Here is a 17,007-nt window from a genome sequence, read left to right on the forward strand (position 1 = left end):
GGCTCACCCGGCGGCGTGCGTGAGGAAGTGCGCCCAGGCGCCGGGGGTGAGCGTCAGCCGGGCGGTCCCGGGAGACTTCGAGTCGCGGACGTGGACGGCGGTGGGGGTGGTGGCCACCTCGACGCAGTCGTTGATGTCGCTGCTGTCGCTGTAACTGCTCTTGAACCAGCGGAGCTCCGACGACGTGTTCATAGTCTCCCCAGCACGTGCTCGACGAAGGCCAGCGACTCCCGCGGTGTGAGAGCCTGCGCCCGGATCTTGCCGAAGCGCAGTTCAAGGATACGAAGCTCACGGGGAGTTTGAACCGGCCGACCGTTGAACGCGCCTGAGGAACGGCCGACCCCCGTGCCGTCGGCGAACTTCAGGAGATGGATCATGCCGTGGTGGACACCGGCGTGCTCGGCGCAGTCGGTCGGCATGACCTGGAGGCTGACGTTGCGCAGTCGCGCCACCTCCAGGAGGTGTTCGAGCTGCCTTCTCAGCACCGCCCGCCCACCGAGGGGACGTTCCAGCGTCACCTGCTCCTGGACGAAACTGAGCGTCGGGGCGGGGTCCCGCTCGAAGATGGCCTTCCTCGCCATTCTGGCGGCGGTGCCCCGCTCGATTTCGTCCTCCGAGTACGCGGGCTGTGCCATCTCGAACAGTGCCCGCGCGTACTCCGGCGCCTGCAAGAGCCCTTGGATGTTGTGGTTGCTGTACACGAGGACCTCCATCGCACGGTCCTCCAGCGCCTTCAGCTCCCGTACCCGCTTCGGATACCGGGCCTTCCTCATGTCGTCCATGAACGCCCGCAGATGCCCCTGGGCCTTCAGGACCTGGTCCGCCCGGTCCAGGAACTCGGGCCGGGGGATCCGCTGTCCGCTCTCCATCTTGCGGATCATGTCCTCGCCGTAGCCGGTGAGGGCCCCCAGGTCCGCGGCGCGCATCCCCGCCGACTCCCGGCACACCCGCAGCAGGCGCCCCACCGCCTGCACGACCGGTTCGATCTCGTCGCCCGGTTCCACGTCCCACCCGGACTCGTCCACGTCCTCGTTCACGTGCCACCTCCGTCGCCAGCCGTACCCGTACAACGCGCGGGACAGCCGGGACAGCACGGGACAGACGCCGGACAGCGGAAAGCCGGTGAGGGTGCGGCCCCGTCCCCACGGGCACCCTCACCGGCGGCTCTGTGCCGGACGCCGGGCGTCAGGCGTTGACCAGCTCCTTCTCCTCGTCGCGGTCGGCGTGGGTGCGGAGCCCCTCGCCCTCGACGTCGACGTTGGGCAGCGCGCGGTCCAGCCACTTCGGCAGCCACCAGGCCCGCTTGCCGAGCAGGGCGAGGACCGCCGGGACGATGGCCATGCGGACGACGAACGCGTCGAAGAAGACGGCGATCGCGAGGCCGAAGCCGATCATCTTGATCATCGACTCGCTGGAGCCGATGAAGCCGGAGAAGACGGCGATCATGATGACGGCGGCGGCGGTCACGACCCGTGCGCCGTGCCGGAAGCCGGTCACCACGGCCTGGGTGGGCTTCTCGCCGTGGACGTACGCCTCCCGCATCCGGGTCACGAGGAACACCTCGTAGTCCATCGCGAGGCCGAAGACGACGCCCACCATGAAGATCGGCATCATCGACATGACCGGGCCGGTCTCCTCGACGTTCAACAGGCCGGACAGCCAGCCCCACTGGAAGACCGCGACGACGGCGCCGAGCGCGGCGAGGACGGACAGCAGGAAGCCGAGGGCCGCCTTCAGCGGGACCAGGACGGACCGGAAGACCACGATCAGCAGCAGGAAGGCCAGGCCGACGACGAGCGCCAGGTACGGCAGCAGGGCGTCGTTCAGCTTCTGCGAGACGTCGATGTTCATCGCGGTGGAGCCGGTGACGAGCACCTCGGAGCCGGTCTTCGCGGCGATGTCCGCGCCCTTGCCGCGGATGGCGTGGACGAGGTCCTCGGTGGTGGTCGAGGACGGCTTGGAGTCGGGGATCACCGTGATGGTCGCGGTGTCGCCGGCCTTGTTGGGCGCGGCCGGGGTGACCGTGACGACGTCCTTCAGGCCCTTGATCTCGTCGCCGACCCGGGTGAAGACGGCCTTCGGGTCGGCGCTGTCCTTGGCGTCGACGACGACCATCAGCGGGCCGTTGAAGCCGGGTCCGAAGCCCTCGGAGAGCAGGTCGTAGGCGCGGCGCTGGGTGGTGGAGACCGGCTGGGAGCCGTCGTCGGGCAGGCCCAGTTGCAGCGAGGTGGCCGGGAGTGCCGCGGCGCCGAGGCCGAGGACGCCGAGCACGAGGACGGCGACCGGGCGGCGGACCACGAACCTGGCCCAGCGGGTGCCCATGTTGGGGCGCTCCGGCCGCTTCGGGGTGCGGCCGCCGCCGAGCAGCCTGCTCTTCTGGCCGGCCGGCCTGACCTTGCGGCCGGCGTAGCCGAGCAGCGCCGGGATCATCGTCAGGGCGATGAGCACGGCGATGGCGACGGTGCCCGCCGCGGCGACGCCCATCTTCGTCAGCATCGGGATGTTGACGACGGAGAGGCCGACGAGGGCGATGACGACGGTCAGTCCGGCGAAGACGACCGCCGAGCCCGCCGTGCCGACGGCGCGGCCCGCGGCCTCCTCGCGCTCGCGGCCCTCGGCGAGTTCGGCGCGGTAGCGGGAGACGATGAACAGGGCGTAGTCGATGCCGACGGCGAGGCCGATCATCGTCGCCAGGGTGGAGGTGGTGGAGCCGAGGTCCAGCGTGCTGGCGAGCGCGGTGATCGAGGCGACGCCGATGCCGACGCCGATGATCGCGGTCAGCAGCGGCAGACCGGCGGCGAGGAGCGAGCCGAAGGTGATGACGAGGACGACAGCGGCGATCGCGATGCCGATGACCTCGCTGGAGCCGGTCTCGGGCGTCGCGCTCAGCGCGTCACCGCCGACCTCGACGGTCAGCCCGGCGTCCCGCGCGTGCTGCGCGGCCGCCTTCAGGGCGTCCCTGGAGGAGTCCGCCAGCTCCATGCCGGAGACGTCGTACTTCACCGAGGCGTAGGCGACGGCGCCGCTGCGGCTGACGGCGTGTGCGGTGTAGGGGTCGGCGACGGAGGCGACCTCGGAGCCGCTCGCCAGCTCCTTGACGGTCTTCTCGACGGCCGCCTTGTGGGCGGCTGCCGTCACCTTCTCGCCGTCGGGGGCCTTGAAGACGACACGGGCGGTGGCGCCGTCGGCGCTCATCCCGGGGAAGCGCTGTTCCAGCAGGTCGAAGGCTTTCTGCGCCTCGGTGCCGGGGATGGAGAAGGACGTGTTGCCGGCGGCCGGCGCGGACGCGGCGCCCACCCCGGCGAGGGTGAGCAGCGCGACCCATATGAGGGCGACGAAGTGCCGTCGCCGGAAGGCGAGACGGCCGAGTTTGTAGAGGAACGTGGCCACGGAGGCGTACTCCCGGTCAGGTCGTGGGGTTCTGGGCAGGGGCGATCAGCCCGACGACGTGAGCGGTGACGTCAGGTGGAGCCGGTGGAAGGGGACCGCTGGGGACTCAGCCGGTCGGGACGCCGAGGGCGGGGAGGACCACGGCGTCGATGTACGAGATGAGGAAGGCCTGGTCGGGCGGCTGGTCGTCGAGCAGCGCGCGGGTGGCGAAGCCGCCGACCATCATGTGCAGCAGGAAGTCGATCGCCGGGCAGTCCGGTCGGACCTCGCCCCGGTCGATCGCCCGTTGCAGGACCTGCCGGAACCCGCCCATCTCGGGATCGATGAGCTGTTCCCGGAACGCCTCGCGCAGATCGTCGTTGTGGTGCATCGCCATGGCGACGCCCCGCATCAGCGCGGAGTTCCGCTCCATGGTGCAGTCGTCCTCCAGCGCCGTCAGGGCGTGCAGGTCACCACGGAGGGAGCCGGTGTCGATGTCCTCCACGCGGCCCCGCTTGCCGTGCCGCAGGGCCTGGACGACCAGTTGGGCCTTGCCGCCCCACTGGCGGTAGAGCGTGGCCTTGCTGGACCGGGTGCGGGCGGCCACGGCGTCCATGGTGAGGGCGTCGTAGCCGACCTCGCGGAGCAGGTCGAGCACGGCCTCGTACAGCTCGGCCTCGCGCTCGGGCGTGATCCGGCTGCGGCGTGCCGCCGCGACGGCCTCGGTCATGCCCGCCACCTTCCCGCTCCGCGACCTTCTTCGTCGTACATCCACGAAGATACCCCGCCCATAAACGAAACGAAACGGTTTCGTACGTGGGTTGGGTCACGAAGGTGAAGGCCCCGTAAGCATCCGCGGCGCCCCGCTCCCGCCGGCCACGAGTTGCTGCCGCGGTGTGCCCGGAAAAGCATGGGGAGGTGAGCTATCTGCGCTTCCCCCACCTGAGCGGCGACCTTCTGTGCTTCGTGGCCGAGGACGACCTCTGGCTGGCCCGCCTCGACGCGCCGGACCGCGCCTGGCGGCTCACCGCGGACCGCACCAAGGCCGGGCACCCGCGCTTCTCGCCGGACGGCCGCCTGATCGCCTACACGAACTGGCGCAGCCTCGTCCCCGAGATCCACCTCGTCGACGTGGACGCCGGCGGGCCCGCGCGGCAGCTCACGTACTGGGGCAGCCTCGACACCCAGGTGTGCGGCTGGACCCCGGACGGCGAGATCCTGGCCGTGGCCTCCCACGGCCAGCCCTTCTCCTACTTCACCTGGGCCTACAAGGTCGCCGCGGACGGCGACCCGGGCGGCCGGCTGCCGTGGGGCCCGGTCACCGAGATCCAGGTCGCCGACGTCGCCGGAGAGCACAAGACGCTGCTGCTCACCGGCACCCCACCGCACGAACCGGCCTCCTGGAAGCGGTACCGCGGCGGTGCCACGGGCCGCCTCTGGGTGCACGGGCAGCGCCTGCTGCCCGACCTCGGCGGCCACCTCGCCTCCCCGATGTTCGTCGCCGGCCGGATCGCCTTCCTCTCCGACCACGAGGGCGTCGGCAACCTCTACTCCTGCGCCCACGACGGCACCGACCTGCGCCGCCACAGCGACCACGACGCCTTCTACGCCCGGCACGCGGCCGGCGACGGCGACCGGGTGGTCTACCAGTGCGCGGGCGACCTGTGGCTGGTGGACGACTTCTCCGCGAGCGGCGAACCGCGCCGGCTCGACGTCCGGCTCTCCGGACCGCGCACCGGCCGCCGCTCCTACCAGGTGCCGGCCGCGCAGAACACCGACGGCATCTCGGTCGACGAGACCGGCCGGGCCAGCGCGGTCGTCGTCCGCGGGAGCCTGCACTGGCTCACCCACCGCGACGGCCCGGCCCGGACGATCACCGACACGCCCGGCGTCCGGGTCCGGCTGCCGGAGATGCTGGGCTCCACCGGGCAGGTCGCCTACGTCACCGACGCCGAGGGCGAGGACGCCGTCGAGATCGCCCAGCTCCCCCGCGCCACCGGCGACCGCGCCCCCCGCCGGCTGGCCTCCGGCGCGCTGGGCCGCGTACTGGAGATGGTCTGCGACCCGCTGGGCGAACGGCTGGCCGTCGCCTCGCACGACGGACGGCTCCTGCTGATCGACGTCACGGAGGAGGAAGGGACGGGGGGAACGGAGGCAGAGCAGGCCGACGGGGCTGCCGCGGCGGCGCGGGCGCCCGGAGGAACCGCGGGCGCCGGGGTCGTCGCCGAGCTGGTGCGGTCCGTCAACGGGCCGGTGCGCGACCTGGCCTTCTCCCCCGACGGCTCCTGGCTCACCTGGTCGCACCCCGGCATCGGCCGCTCCCTGCGCCAGATCAAGCTGGCCCGCATCAAGGACCGGCTGATCGTGGACGTCACCGACGGCCGCTTCGAGGACGAGAACCCGGTCTTCACCCGCGACGGCCGCTACCTCGCCTTCCTCTCCTGGCGCGGCTTCGACCCGGTCTACGACGTCCACACCGGCGACCTGTCCTTCCCGCTCGGCTGCCGCCCCTACCTCGTGACACTGTCCTCGGCGACCCCCTCCCCCTTCGCCCTCAACCCGGAGGGCCGTCCGGCCGCCGGCGGGCTCGACCCGCTGGAGGACGAGGAGAGCGGCGAGAGCGGGACGGTGACGGTCGAGGTCGAGGGGCTGGCCAACCGGGTCACCCCGTTCCCCGTCGTCGCCTCCAAGTACTCCGCGCTGTCCCCGGTGGCGGGCGGCGGCCTGGTCTGGCTGCGCTGGCCGATCTCCGGCGCGCTCGGCGAGACCTTCGTCAACCCCGCGGACGTCAGCGGGCGCCCGACCCTGGAGCACTTCACCCTCACCAAGGCGAAGAAGTCCGAACTGGTCGGCCACCTCGACTGGTTCGCGGTCAGCGGCGACGGCACCCGGCTGGTCGTGGTGGACGAGGGCGAGCTGCGGGCGGTGCCGTCGACCGAGCCCGGCGACGGCGACACGACCGTCTGGATCGACCTGCGCCGCATCCTGCACCTGGTGGACCCGCCCGCCGAGTGGCGCCAGGCGTACGAGGAGGCGGGGCGGCTGATCCGCGCCTACTACTGGGACCCGGGCATGTGCGGCATCGACTGGGACGCGGTGCTCGCCCAGTACCGCCCGCTCGTCGAACGGGTCGCCTCCCCGGACGAGTTCGCCGACCTGCTGCGCGAGGTCCTCGGCGAACTCGGCACCTCCCACGCCTACGTCACCGCCGCGCGCCGCAACGAGGGGCCGCCGCACTACCAGCGCCGGCAGGGCCTCCTCGGCGCCAACCTGGTCCGCCGCGACGGGCACTGGACGATCCGGCGCATCCTGCCCGGCGACTCCTCCGACTCCAAGGCCCGCTCGCCGCTGGCCGGCACGGGCATCCGCGAGGGCGCCGTCCTGACCCACGTCGACGGCCGCCCGGTCGACCCGGTCACCGGCCCCGCCCCGCTGCTGGCCGGCTCGGGCGGCACCACGGTGGAGCTGACGTTCACCTCGGGCGAGGACGGCTCCGGGCGGGCCCGGCGGGTCGCCGTCGTCCCCCTCGTCGACGAACGGCCGCTGCGCTACCAGGACTGGGTCGCCAAACGCCGCGCGGTCGTCAGGGAGTTGAGCGGCGGCGCGTGCGGCTATCTACACATCCCCGACATGGGCGGCTCCGGCTGGGCCCAGTTCAACCGCGACGTGCGCATGGAGGTGTCCCGGCCCGCCCTGATCGTGGACGTGCGCGGCAACGCGGGCGGGCACATCAGCGAACTCGTCATCGAGAAGCTGACCCGTACGATCCTGGGCTGGGACCTGACCCGGAACGCGCAGCCGGTGTCGTACACCTCCAACGCGCCCCGCGGGCCGGTGGTGGCCCTGGCCGACGAGGCGACCTCGTCGGACGGCGACATGATCACCGCGGCCTTCAAGCTGCTGGCCCTCGGCCCGGTCGTCGGCCAGCGGACCTGGGGCGGGGTCGTCGGCATGACCGGCCGGCACCGCCTCGGCGACGGGACGGTCATCACCGTGCCGATGAACGCGGCCTGGTTCGAACCCTACGGCTGGTCCGTCGAGAACCACGGCGTCTCCCCCGACGTGGAGGTCCTGCGCACCCCCCTGGACTGGGCGGAGGGCCGCTACCCCGTCCTGGACGACGCCGTCCGGCTCGCCCTCGACCTGCTCCGGGTCACGCCCGCGGCGGTCCCCCCGGACTACGGCGACGTACCGAACCGGGCGAGGCCGAAGCTGCCCCCGCGCACCTCGTGACGGCCCGGCCCCCGCGCGCCGCCACGAGCACGGGGTGCCCTCCGCTCCGGAGGGCACCCCGCGTCGGTCCCGGCCGGAGCCGGGCGCGGCGTCAGGCGTCGTAGTCCCGGTCGTACCGGTCCTCCGGCTGCCGCTCCGTCTCCCCGACGTCACGGAGGTTCTGGCCGCCCCGCTGGGGCTGCTGCGGGTGCTGGGCGTGGCCGCCGCCCTGACGGCCGCCCTGCTGGCCGCGCTGGCCGGCCCTCTCGCGGCCCTGGCCCGCCTTCTCCTTGGCCTGGCGGGACTTGTCCTGCGTCTCGTCCTTGATACCCATGTGGGTTCACTCCCGTATCGGGTGGGGGGTTCGGCCCCTCGCTGGAGCCACGACCAGATTCACACGGCCCAACACGGAGTGCATGTCGATCAGTTACGGTGCGTGGCGCGCGCCGCCTCGTCCGCCTCCCCACCTGCGCCGACGAGCCCGGACCGCATGCCCTGGAGCCGGGGCGCGAACCGTTTCATCTCGCGCTGGCCGACCGTCCCGATGAGCGCCGGCAGATATCCGCGCACCCCCTGCATGCCGCGCAGCCACCACTGCCCGTACACGTGGGACGAGCGCCGTTCGATCCCGGCGACGAGCCGGTCCACGGCGGGCCCCAGCGGGTAGGTCTTGTTCGACGGCCAGGGCAGCCGCTGCCGCAGCTCCCGCATGACGTCGTCCTGGTCCGCGCCGCGCACCATGTCCGTGTCGGTCCAGGACAGGTAGCCGACACCGACGCGCACGCCCTGGTGGCCGACCTCGGCGCGCAGGCTGTGCGCGTACGCCTCCACGCCCGACTTGGACGCGCAGTACGCCGTCATCATCGGCGCGGGCGTGATCGCGGCGAGCGAGGCGATCTGGAGCAGGTAGCCGCGGCTCTCGGCCAGCACCGGCAGGAAGGCGCGCGCGGTCACCGCCGAACCGATCAGGTTCACCTCGATCACCCGCCGCCACGCCCGCGGATCGGAGTCGGCGAACGGACCGCCGGTCGCCACACCGGCGTTGGCGACCACGATGTCGACCTTCCCGAAGTGCTCCTTCACCTCCCGGGCGACCCGGGCCATGGCCTCGTCGTCGGTGACGTCGGCGTACCAGTGGGCGCTCTCGCCGTGCAGCCGGCCGGAGACCTCCTTGAGCGCCTCCTCCTCCAGCCCGACCAGCGCGACCTTCGCCCCGCGCGCGGACAGCTTGCGCGCCAGCAGCTCACCGACGCCGCGCGCCGCTCCCGTGACGACGGCGACCTGTCCTTCGAGGCTGACCCTGCTCATGCGCCCTCCTTGATCTGCGCGGGGGTGGAACGGTGTGCGTGCGCGTCCCCGGGGCCGGCCCCCGTGACGTGGGCGGTGACGAGCTCCCGGATCCGGCCGGTGACCGCCTCGGGGGCCTCGATCGGGGTCATGTGGCCGATGCCGGGCAGCTCGGTGAGCCCGAGGCACCGCGGCAGCGCGGCGACCAGCGCGCGGGCGTGCACCGGGGGCGTGAGCCGGTCGGACGAGCCGTGCAGCACCGCGGTCGGCACCTCCAACTCCCGTACACCGTGGTCGAGATCGAGCCCCTCCAGCACGGCCGCCCAGGCGTGGCGCGCGCCGCGCGGGCAGGCGTGCACGATCCGGGCGCACGCCTCCACCCGGTGCGGGGCCGAACCGGCGCCCATGGTGGCGTACTTGAGGACGCTCTTCGCCACCGGTGTGACCGGCCCGAGCGGGGCGCGCGAGCCGAGGACGCGTCCGGTGAGCCAGGTGCGCACCCGCCCGGCGCGCAGCGGCACCACGCGCGCCTCGGCGACCAGCCGCGAGCTGCCCGTGCTGCACAGCAGGACGGCGGCGGTGTGGGCGCGGAAGCGGGGGCGCCCGGCCGACGCCATGATCGCCATGCCGCCCATGGAGTGGCCGGCGAGCAGTGCCTTCTCGCCGGGCGCGAGCGTCGCGGCCAGCACCGCTTCGAGGTCGTCCGCCAGCGCCCCGGTGGTACAGGCGGGGTTCGCGGGGCTGCGCCCGTGCCCCCGCTGGTCGTAGGCGATCACCCGGTGGTCCGCCGCCAGGTCGCGTATCTGGGCCGCCCAGAACGCGGTCGAACAGGTCCAGCCGTGCGCGAGGACGACGGCGGGCGCGCCCTCGGGGCCGTGCACCTCCACGTGCAGCCGTGCGCCGTCGGCGGAGGTGACGGTGAGCGTGCGGACGGGGACGGGCGGGGCGTAGGGGCCGTCCTGGACGGAGGCGGGCCGGCTCATGCGGTGACCTCGCTCGGCTCCCGGGTGACCGGCGCGTCGGCCGCGGGCCTGCGCAGCACCTCGTACTCGGCCAGGTCCACCCGCCGGGTGGCGGTGCGGAACTCGGTCGTCGTGCCCGGCCAGATGGTGGTGTTGCGGCCGCTCGCGTCCAGGTACCAGCTCGTGCAGCCGCCGGTGTTCCACACGGTCCGCTTCATGCGCTCCTGGACCTTGTGGTTCCAGGACCCGACGGCGGCGGGCCGGGCGTCGAGGGCGGCGCCCGGGCCGAGGACGTCGAGCTGGCGCAGGTAGTCGGCCAGGTAGTTGAGCTGGGACTCGATCATCAGGATCATCGAGGAGTTCCCGAGGCCGGTGTTGGGGCCGATGATCGTCATGAAGTTCGGGAAGCCGGCCGCGGTGGCGCCGCGCAGCGCCCGCATGCCGTCCTTCCAGGACTCCGCGAGCGTGCCGCCCGCCGCGCCGACCACCCGCTCGGCGATGGGCATGTCGGTGACGTGGAAGCCGGTGCCGAAGACGATCGCGTCGACCTCGGCCTCGGTGCCGTCGGCGGCGACGACCGTCGACCCGCGGACCTCGGCGAGACCACTGGCGACGACGTCCACGTTGGGCCGGGCCAGCGCCGGGTAGTACGTGCTGGACAGCAGGATCCGCTTGCAGCCGATGCGGTAGTCCGGGGTGAGCTTGGCGCGCAGGGCCGGGTCCTTGACGGACCGGGCCATGTTCCGCTTGGCGAGCTGTTCGACCAGGCCCAGTTCGTCGGGGCGCTTGGTGAACGCCTGCACCTGGAGTTCCCGGATGCCCCACAGCAGTCCGCGCCGGGCCCGGGCGGTGACGGGCAGCCGCCGGTGCAGCCACCGCTCGGCGCCGCTGATGGCCCGGTCGACCCGGGGCATCACCCACGGCGGGGTGCGCTGGAAGAGGGTGAGCCGGCCGACCTGCGGCTGGAGGGCGGGCACGATCTGGATCGCGGAGGCGCCGGTGCCGACCATGGCGACGCGCTTGCCGCGCAGGTCGTAGTCGTGGTCCCAGCGGGCGGAGTGGAACACCTTGCCGGGGAAGGACGAGAGCCCCGGGACGTCGGGGACCTTCGGGTCGGACAGCGGGCCGGTGGCGGAGACGACGACGTCGGCGCTGAGCGAGCCGCGCGTGGTCTCGATGTTCCACCGCAGGTTGGCGGCGTCCCAGGTCATCAGCTTGACCTCGGAGTCGAGGCGGAGGTGCGGGCGCAGTCCGAAGAGGTCGGTGACGTGCTCCAGGTAGGCGCGGATGTGCCGCTGTCCGGAGAAGGTGCGCGGCCACTCCGGGTTGGGCGCGAAGGAGAAGGAGTAGAGGTGCGAGGGCACGTCGCAGGCGCACCCGGGGTAACTGTTGTCCCGCCAGGTACCGCCGACGCTGCCCGCCCGCTCCAGGACGACGAAGTCGGTGACTCCCTCGCGGCGCAGCCGCACGGCGGCGCCCAGCCCGCCGAACCCGGACCCGATCACCGCCACCCGTACATGCTCGTGCTCGGCCATCCCGAAGCCTCCACGCATCACCTAGGAACTCTGCCAGTGAACACTGGCGCAATGGGACTGTAGAACAGTCGCGTACCGAGCGGTAGGGGGCGGGAGAAGGAAGTTACCGGCGGTACGCCATAGGCTGCGGGCGTGGCAGAGGACGCAGCACACCCGCAGACCCCGGAGCCGGCCCGCCCCGGTGCCCCGCGCGAGTACCGCATGACGGAACTGGCCCGGCTGGCCGGCATCACCGTGCGCACCCTGCGCTTCTACCGGGAGCGCAAGCTGCTTCCGCCACCGCGCCGCGAGGGCCGCATAGCCTGGTACGACGACCACCACCTGGCCCGGCTGCGCACCATCGCGGCGCTGCTGGAGCGCGGCCACACCCTGAGCGGCATCGCGGAGCTCGCCGAGGCGTTCGACCACGGCCGGGACGTCGCGGACCTGCTGGGCGTGGGCACCCCCACGGAGGAGGAGCCGGTCCGCCTCACGCCCGAGGAGCTCGCCGCCCGCTTCGAGGGCGAGGTCACGCCCGAGAACCTCGCCGCCGCCATGGACCTGGGCTACCTGGGCACGGACGGCGACGAGATCGTGCACATCAGCCGCCGCCTGCTGGACGTCTCCTCCGCGCTGGTCCGCGAGGGCATCCCGCTCGCCGAGGTGCTGGCGGCCGCCGCCCGGGTCCGCGAGCACGCCGAGGCGCTGGCCGCGCTCTTCTCGGACGTCATCCTGCGCCACGGCCCCGAGGAGAACGTGCACCGCCTGCGCCCGCTGGCCCGCAGCGTGGTGGAGGCGGAGCTGTCCCTGGCGCTCGACCGCCGGCTGAGCGGCGCCGAGCGGGCCGGGGGGGGTTCGTTCGGATCAGCCCGGGTCCGACCTGATCCGCACGGAACCCCCTAGCGGTCCTTCCTCAGGGTGACCTTCCCGGCCTTCTTGGTGATCAGCGCGCCGCCGACGCTCATGGAGACGAGCAGGTCGTACTTCCCGGCCGGCAGGTCCGAGACGTCGATCCCGCCGGTCCCCGAGGTGAAGTACCCGAAGTCGTAGTTCCCGAGGTCCCCCGGCTGCTTGTGCGGCCGCACCGACCCGGGGTTCCGCTTCGCGCCGAGGGCGTAGGAGAACGTCCCGGGCTTCCCCGCGAGCACGAGGTAGTAGAAGGCGTGCGTCTCCCGGTCCGCGTTCCGGCCGGGCAGGAAGAGGACCCCCTCGGCGTGGACCTTCCGCTCGCTCTCCGCGGCCCGCGCGACCGAGAAGCAGACGCCCGGGGAGTCGACCCCGACGATGCTCCTCTTGACCAGCTTCAGCCCGCCCTTGCCGCCGCGGAACAGCAGCTCCGAGTCGCCGCACACCTGCCGCCGGTCCACCGCCGCGGACGACACGAGCCTGGTGCGCCGCTCGATCCCCTCGGACTCGCAGGCGATGCCGACCGACACGTCGTACGTGCCCCGCGGGAGACCGTCGAACGCCAGCCCGGGCCGCGAGGCGAAACCGCCCTTGTCGTACGCGCAGGCGTACTCGTCGAAGTAGTCCCGGTAGAGCCGGACCTCACCGGTCGTCTCCAGCGGGTACGTCCACGTCCGGCCGTCCGCCTCCAGGACCAGCCGCTTGGTCTCGTCGTTCGGCCCCCCGGGCGCCTGGCCCGGCAGGAACGCGCGCCCCTTCAGCTCCAGCCCGCCGTCCGCGAACACGGCACGGGTGAGCACGGCCAGGGCGGTGTCCTGCCGGCGCAGCTCGGCGAGGTGCTCGGCGGCGGCCTCCGGGTCCTCGGGCCCGGAGCCGATCCGGACGTCCCCCCAGCGGGGCGCGACGCCCTCCGTCACGGCGTACACGATGCTCAGGATGGACGGCAGCGCCTGCCGGACCACCTCGTCGTGCCGCTGCACCGTCGGCGAGTCCACGAACAGGAAGTTGAAGTTCTCGTACGCCCGCAGCGCGGGGAGGTAGTGCACGACTTCCTGCTCGTACTGGTAGTCCCCCGGCGAGGAGACCACGTATATGTTCCGGCCGCGGTCGGTGTCCGCCGCGAGGACGTCCTTCATCACGGCGTCCATGACCGCCACGTTCGCGTCCGGCTGCCCCTCGCCGAGCACCGCGTCCCCGAGCTGTCCGTGGCCCTTGGAATAACTGCCCAGGAAATACTGGGGCGTGGAGGCCACGATGTTCTTGTAGTCGTATTTCAGGCCGTAGTAGAGCGCCGCGCTGCCGCCCTTGGACGCGCCCAGCAGGGTCACCTCGTCACGCGTCACCCGCAGCCGGCGCATGAAGTCCCGGATCAGCTCCTGGACGGAGTCCGAAACGCTGAAATCCATGTCCCGCGCCACGTAGTAGGAGGCCGCGCCGTCGAAGTGGTCGCGTATGCGCAGGACGTTGCACTTCACGCTGTCCAGCGCGTTCCCGAACCCGTACGTGCTGCCCACGGACGAGAAGACCACCAGCAGATGCCGGTGGTCTCCCTGAGCGGCCCGGAACTGGAACTCCACCGGCCACTTCCCGTGCGTCTCCACGTCCTCCTGGTAGGCGCGGACCATCCGGGACGCGTAGTTGGGCGACAGCGGGGGCACGGCATTGCTCATGATCGCGTGGGGGCTTCCTGGCCGGGGATGCGTACGGCGTGCTCCGGCGGAGTATACGGAGTGGCCACTCCCGGTTCACCCGGCCGTGGCCACGGCCCCGAGGCCGGCCCGGCGGGCGGCCCCGTCAGCGGTCGTAGACGGCCGTGACCGGCGCGTGGTCGCTCCACCGCTCGGCGTGGCTCGCGGCACGCTCCACGAACGCCTTCACGCAGCGCTCCGCCAGCCCCGGGGTGGCGACCTGGAGGTCGATGCGCCAGCCGGTGTCGTTGTCGAAGGCCCGCCCGCGGTACGACCACCACGTGTACGGCCCCTCGGCCTGGGGGTGCTGCGCCCGCACGACGTCGACGTAGCCGCCGTCCCGCGCGTCGAGCACCCGGCCGAGCCACTCGCGCTCCTCCGGCAGGAAGCCGGAGTTCTTGGTGTTGCCGCGCCAGTTCCGCAGGTCCGCCTGCTGGTGGGCGATGTTCCAGTCGCCGCAGACCAGCACCTCGCGCCCCTGGGCGGCGGCCCGCTCGCGCAGCTCCTTGAGATGGGCGAGGAACTCGCCCATGAAGCGGACCTTCTCGTCCTGGCGCTCGGTGCCGACCTCGCCGGAGGGCAGGTAGAGGGAGGCGACCGTCACACCCGGCAGATCGGCCTCGACGTACCGGCCGCTGCCGTCGAACTCGGCCGACCCGAAGCCGACGCGCACCGCGTCGGGCTCACGGCGCGTGTAGAGGGAGACCCCCGCGCGGCCCTTGGCGGCGGCGGGCGCGTGCACGGCGTGCCAGCCCTCGGGGCCGCGGACGTGCTCGGGGAGCTGCTGCGGCTCCGCCCGCACCTCCTGGAGGCACACCACGTCGGCGGAGGTACCGGCGAGCCACTCCACGAAGCCCTTCTTCGCGGCGGCCCGCAGTCCGTTCACGTTCACCGAGGTCACAGTCAGCACCAGGGCACGATACCGGCACACTGGTCGCTGTCCGCACGGCCCTCACTTTGCATAGGCATACGATAGTGCACATGAACATCCGCCGGGTTCGCTTCGACCACCCCGACGCCCTGAAGCTCAACGACGAGGTCCAGGCCGAGTACCACCTGCGCTACGGCGACGGGGGCGACGCCACGGCCCTGGCCGCCGCCGACTTCGACCCGCCCCGTGGCGTGTACCTGATCGGGTACGACGAGCGGGACCGCCCGGTGGCGACCGGCGGCTGGCGCAGCCAGGACACCAACGGCGAGGGCAACGAGGACGGCGACGCCGAACTCAAGCGCATGTTCGTCGTCGAGGAGATGCGCGGCCGGGGCCTGGCGCGCCGCATGCTCGCGGCCCTGGAGGAGGACGCCCGCACGGCCGGCCGGATCCGCATGGTCCTGGAGACGGGCACCAAGCAGCCGGAGGCCATCGCCCTGTACGCCTCCAGCGGCTACGCGCCGTGCGCGAAGTTCGGCTTCTACCGCGAGTACGAGGAGAGCCGCTGCTACGCCAAGCGGCTCTGACCCGCCCCCGGGCCCCCGCCAGCGAGATCACCGGGGGCCCGCGGCCGCGCCCGCCCCGTGAACGGCGAAGACCCCGTGAACGACGAAGATCCCGCCGATCGCGATGATCGGCGGGATCTTCGTTCACCGCTCCCGAACTGACTCGGAGGCAGTTGTGCGTGGACCTGAGGGGATTCGAACCCCTGGCCCCCTCGATGCGAACGAGGTGCGCTACCGGACTGCGCCACAGGCCCTTGCAACGAGTGAAACTCTAGCATCCCGATCCGGGTGCCCGGAAATCCGCTCCCTGGTCAGGGCGGCACGGCTACTCGTTGGCCGCGCGCGGGCGGTCGCCGTCCTCGTACTGGTCGAAGAGCGGCGTGCGCCCGTGCTCCCGCGACCGGCGCGCGGCGGCACCGGCGGCGGACCCGCCGCGCGAGCGCGTCCGGGCGCGCGGGACCGCGTCGCCGCGGCCGGCCGCCGGCTGCTCGCCGGACGCGCGCTCCGGCTCGCCCGGCTCGGTCCGCGACGCGCGGCCCGTGTCCTGCTCCGGCACGACCGCGCTGGAGCGCGCCGAACTCCAGGTGCCGGGCGCGCCGAGATCCACGTCGGAGGTGGCGCGCGGGGCGACGGGCGCGGTCACGTACGTCGGCAGGGGCACCGGGACCGGGTCCCAGCTGTCCCCGTGGCCGGGCCGCCGCTGCCGCTCCCGCTGCTGGTCGACCCACTCGGCGTGGTCGGTCTGCTCCACGAGCGCGCGCCGGTCGGCGGCGAGCGCGGACAGCCCGGTGCCGGTGTCCCGGACCTCGGCGGCCTCGTCGGGGCCGGCGCCCTCCTCGGCGGACGCGCGCCGGCGCGGCTGGCGCTCGCGCAGGCGCTGGGCGGCGGCCTCGGCGCTGCGGCGGTCCATCTGGTAGGCGAACCGGCGGCGCTCCTGCGTCCGCAGGTAGGCGATGTAGCCGCTGAGCATCAGGGCCGGTACGGCGGGCACCCACAGGAGCGCGAGTCCGCCGACGGCGGCGAAGACCGCGCCGACCGTGAAGGCGAGGAAGAGCATCACCGTGGTGCGCCGGCGGCGCGCGAGCACCTTCGAGCGCCGGGCGCGTGCCGCGGCCGTCTGCGCCGAGGCCGCGCGCCGCGCCACCGCTTCACGCTGCGGTGCGGACGGGGACGGGGGTTCGGCCTCGGGCACGGGCACCTCGTCGCGCACCGGTTCCGTACCGGCGGGCGTCTCGGGCCCGGTCTCCTCGGTGACCTGACGGGTGGTCGGGGGCACGGCGAAGGCCCGGACGTCCACCGAGTCGGTGATCGCGTCCGGGTCGCCGGCGTCCGGCTCCCCCTCCTGGGCGGAGCGCGCCCGCAGGTCCCTGGCGTACCGGCGCTCCATGCCCGCCCGTCCGGAAAGCAGCCGGATGGCGGTGCTGAAGCGTTCCGTCGGACGGGCCTCGTTCAGCTCGTCCTGCCTACGGAGCCACATCGGCACCAAGTAGGCGGCCCAGGCCCCGACAATGACTGCGTAGATGAGGCCGCTGCTGCTCACGTCTCACACCGTAGAGGGGTTTCCCCGAGGCCATCCGCCAATTGGGCCGGTGTGTCGCACGATCTGGCTGATATTTCCAGCATTTTTTGCGA

14 protein-coding genes and 1 tRNA gene are annotated in these 17,007 nt (G+C 72.9%); 3 read left to right on the forward strand and 12 right to left on the reverse strand.

The features are described from left to right. Positions 1 to 3: 3 nt before the first annotated feature. The 4 genes from ACZ4K2_RS08080 to ACZ4K2_RS08095 all read right to left on the reverse strand — a co-directional run bounded on the left by ACZ4K2_RS08080 (position 4) and on the right by ACZ4K2_RS08095 (position 4,099). Entirely contained in the window at positions 4 to 192 is a 189-nt protein-coding gene (locus tag ACZ4K2_RS08080; protein ID WP_467470714.1) for a DUF397 domain-containing protein, read from the reverse strand. Further along, positions 189 to 1,037 (reverse strand): helix-turn-helix domain-containing protein, encoded by an 849-nt coding sequence (locus tag ACZ4K2_RS08085; protein WP_467470715.1) that lies wholly within the window; start codon positions 1,035 to 1,037, stop codon positions 189 to 191. The genes ACZ4K2_RS08080 and ACZ4K2_RS08085 overlap by 4 nt, the downstream gene beginning before the upstream one ends. A gap of 148 nt (positions 1,038 to 1,185) precedes the next feature. Then, a complete protein-coding gene (locus tag ACZ4K2_RS08090) occupies positions 1,186 to 3,390 on the reverse strand; it encodes an MMPL family transporter (protein WP_467470717.1) in 2,205 nt (734 codons plus the stop codon). 106 nt (positions 3,391 to 3,496) lie between these two features. Continuing rightward, positions 3,497 to 4,099, reverse strand: a complete 603-nt coding sequence (locus ACZ4K2_RS08095) for a TetR/AcrR family transcriptional regulator (RefSeq protein ID WP_467470720.1) — start codon at positions 4,097 to 4,099, stop codon at positions 3,497 to 3,499. Positions 4,100 to 4,287: 188 nt separating this feature from the next. Here ACZ4K2_RS08095 and ACZ4K2_RS08100 point away from each other — a divergent pair, with 188 nt between their 5' ends. Further along, the gene (locus ACZ4K2_RS08100) at positions 4,288 to 7,602 is read left to right on the forward strand and encodes a S41 family peptidase (RefSeq protein ID WP_467470722.1); all 3,315 of its coding nucleotides are present in this window, start codon (positions 4,288 to 4,290) and stop codon (positions 7,600 to 7,602) included. Positions 7,603 to 7,693: 91 nt separating this feature from the next. Here ACZ4K2_RS08100 and ACZ4K2_RS08105 read toward each other — a convergent pair whose 3' ends face one another. The 4 genes from ACZ4K2_RS08105 to ACZ4K2_RS08120 all read right to left on the reverse strand — a co-directional run bounded on the left by ACZ4K2_RS08105 (position 7,694) and on the right by ACZ4K2_RS08120 (position 11,365). Next, positions 7,694 to 7,915: a hypothetical protein gene (locus ACZ4K2_RS08105; RefSeq protein ID WP_467470724.1), complete on the reverse strand. Its 222-nt coding sequence runs from the start codon at positions 7,913 to 7,915 to the stop codon at positions 7,694 to 7,696. 89 nt (positions 7,916 to 8,004) lie between these two features. Next, a complete protein-coding gene (locus ACZ4K2_RS08110; RefSeq protein ID WP_467470726.1) occupies positions 8,005 to 8,889 on the reverse strand; it encodes an SDR family oxidoreductase in 885 nt (294 codons plus the stop codon). Continuing rightward, positions 8,886 to 9,851: an alpha/beta fold hydrolase gene (locus tag ACZ4K2_RS08115; RefSeq protein WP_467470728.1), complete on the reverse strand. Its 966-nt coding sequence runs from the start codon at positions 9,849 to 9,851 to the stop codon at positions 8,886 to 8,888. Before ACZ4K2_RS08115 ends, ACZ4K2_RS08110 begins: the two co-directional genes overlap by 4 nt. Further along, positions 9,848 to 11,365, reverse strand: a complete 1,518-nt coding sequence (locus tag ACZ4K2_RS08120; protein ID WP_467470730.1) for a flavin-containing monooxygenase — start codon at positions 11,363 to 11,365, stop codon at positions 9,848 to 9,850. Before ACZ4K2_RS08120 ends, ACZ4K2_RS08115 begins: the two co-directional genes overlap by 4 nt. Positions 11,366 to 11,566: 201 nt before the next feature. On the opposite strand from ACZ4K2_RS08120, the gene ACZ4K2_RS08125 reads away from it, so the two are divergent. Then, the gene (locus ACZ4K2_RS08125; RefSeq protein WP_467471242.1) at positions 11,567 to 12,247 is read left to right on the forward strand and encodes a MerR family transcriptional regulator; all 681 of its coding nucleotides are present in this window, start codon (positions 11,567 to 11,569) and stop codon (positions 12,245 to 12,247) included. Here the strand turns inward: ACZ4K2_RS08125 and ACZ4K2_RS08130 are convergent. Together ACZ4K2_RS08130 and ACZ4K2_RS08135 are read right to left on the reverse strand one after the other, a co-directional pair. Further along, complete coding sequence (locus tag ACZ4K2_RS08130; protein ID WP_467470732.1) at positions 12,244 to 13,920, reverse strand: hypothetical protein; 1,677 nt, start codon at positions 13,918 to 13,920, stop codon at positions 12,244 to 12,246. The two genes, ACZ4K2_RS08125 and ACZ4K2_RS08130, sit on opposite strands and share 4 nt — an antisense overlap. A gap of 124 nt (positions 13,921 to 14,044) precedes the next feature. Further along, entirely contained in the window at positions 14,045 to 14,848 is an 804-nt protein-coding gene (locus tag ACZ4K2_RS08135; RefSeq protein ID WP_467470734.1) for an exodeoxyribonuclease III, read from the reverse strand. Positions 14,849 to 14,919: 71 nt separating this feature from the next. Here ACZ4K2_RS08135 and ACZ4K2_RS08140 point away from each other — a divergent pair, with 71 nt between their 5' ends. Continuing rightward, positions 14,920 to 15,396 (forward strand): GNAT family N-acetyltransferase, encoded by a 477-nt coding sequence (locus tag ACZ4K2_RS08140; RefSeq protein ID WP_467470736.1) that lies wholly within the window; start codon positions 14,920 to 14,922, stop codon positions 15,394 to 15,396. Between the two features lie 159 nt (positions 15,397 to 15,555). Here ACZ4K2_RS08140 and ACZ4K2_RS08145 read toward each other — a convergent pair. Next, positions 15,556 to 15,629 (reverse strand) — tRNA-Ala (locus ACZ4K2_RS08145). Between the two features lie 71 nt (positions 15,630 to 15,700). After that, positions 15,701 to 16,915 (reverse strand): divisome protein SepX/GlpR, encoded by a 1,215-nt coding sequence (gene sepX / locus ACZ4K2_RS08150; RefSeq protein ID WP_467470738.1) that lies wholly within the window; start codon positions 16,913 to 16,915, stop codon positions 15,701 to 15,703. Positions 16,916 to 17,007 lie beyond the last annotated feature (92 nt).

This window comes from Streptomyces sp. NPDC025833, from assembly GCF_055558055.1.

What these genes read in the sequence shown, in the direction of transcription:
- ACZ4K2_RS08130 (WP_467470732.1), bottom strand. Translation starts at nt 13,920, where the DNA reads ATGAGCAATGCCGTGCCCCCGCTGTCGCCCAACTACGCGTCCCGGATG.
- ACZ4K2_RS08115 (WP_467470728.1), bottom strand. Translation starts at nt 9,851, where the DNA reads ATGAGCCGGCCCGCCTCCGTCCAGGACGGCCCCTACGCCCCGCCCGTC.
- ACZ4K2_RS08080 (WP_467470714.1), bottom strand. Translation starts at nt 192, where the DNA reads ATGAACACGTCGTCGGAGCTCCGCTGGTTCAAGAGCAGTTACAGCGAC.
- ACZ4K2_RS08120 (WP_467470730.1), bottom strand. Translation starts at nt 11,365, where the DNA reads ATGGCCGAGCACGAGCATGTACGGGTGGCGGTGATCGGGTCCGGGTTC.
- ACZ4K2_RS08125 (WP_467471242.1), top strand. Translation starts at nt 11,567, where the DNA reads ATGACGGAACTGGCCCGGCTGGCCGGCATCACCGTGCGCACCCTGCGC.
- ACZ4K2_RS08140 (WP_467470736.1), top strand. Translation starts at nt 14,920, where the DNA reads ATGAACATCCGCCGGGTTCGCTTCGACCACCCCGACGCCCTGAAGCTC.
- ACZ4K2_RS08105 (WP_467470724.1), bottom strand. Translation starts at nt 7,915, where the DNA reads ATGGGTATCAAGGACGAGACGCAGGACAAGTCCCGCCAGGCCAAGGAG.
- ACZ4K2_RS08095 (WP_467470720.1), bottom strand. Translation starts at nt 4,099, where the DNA reads ATGACCGAGGCCGTCGCGGCGGCACGCCGCAGCCGGATCACGCCCGAG.
- ACZ4K2_RS08110 (WP_467470726.1), bottom strand. Translation starts at nt 8,889, where the DNA reads ATGAGCAGGGTCAGCCTCGAAGGACAGGTCGCCGTCGTCACGGGAGCG.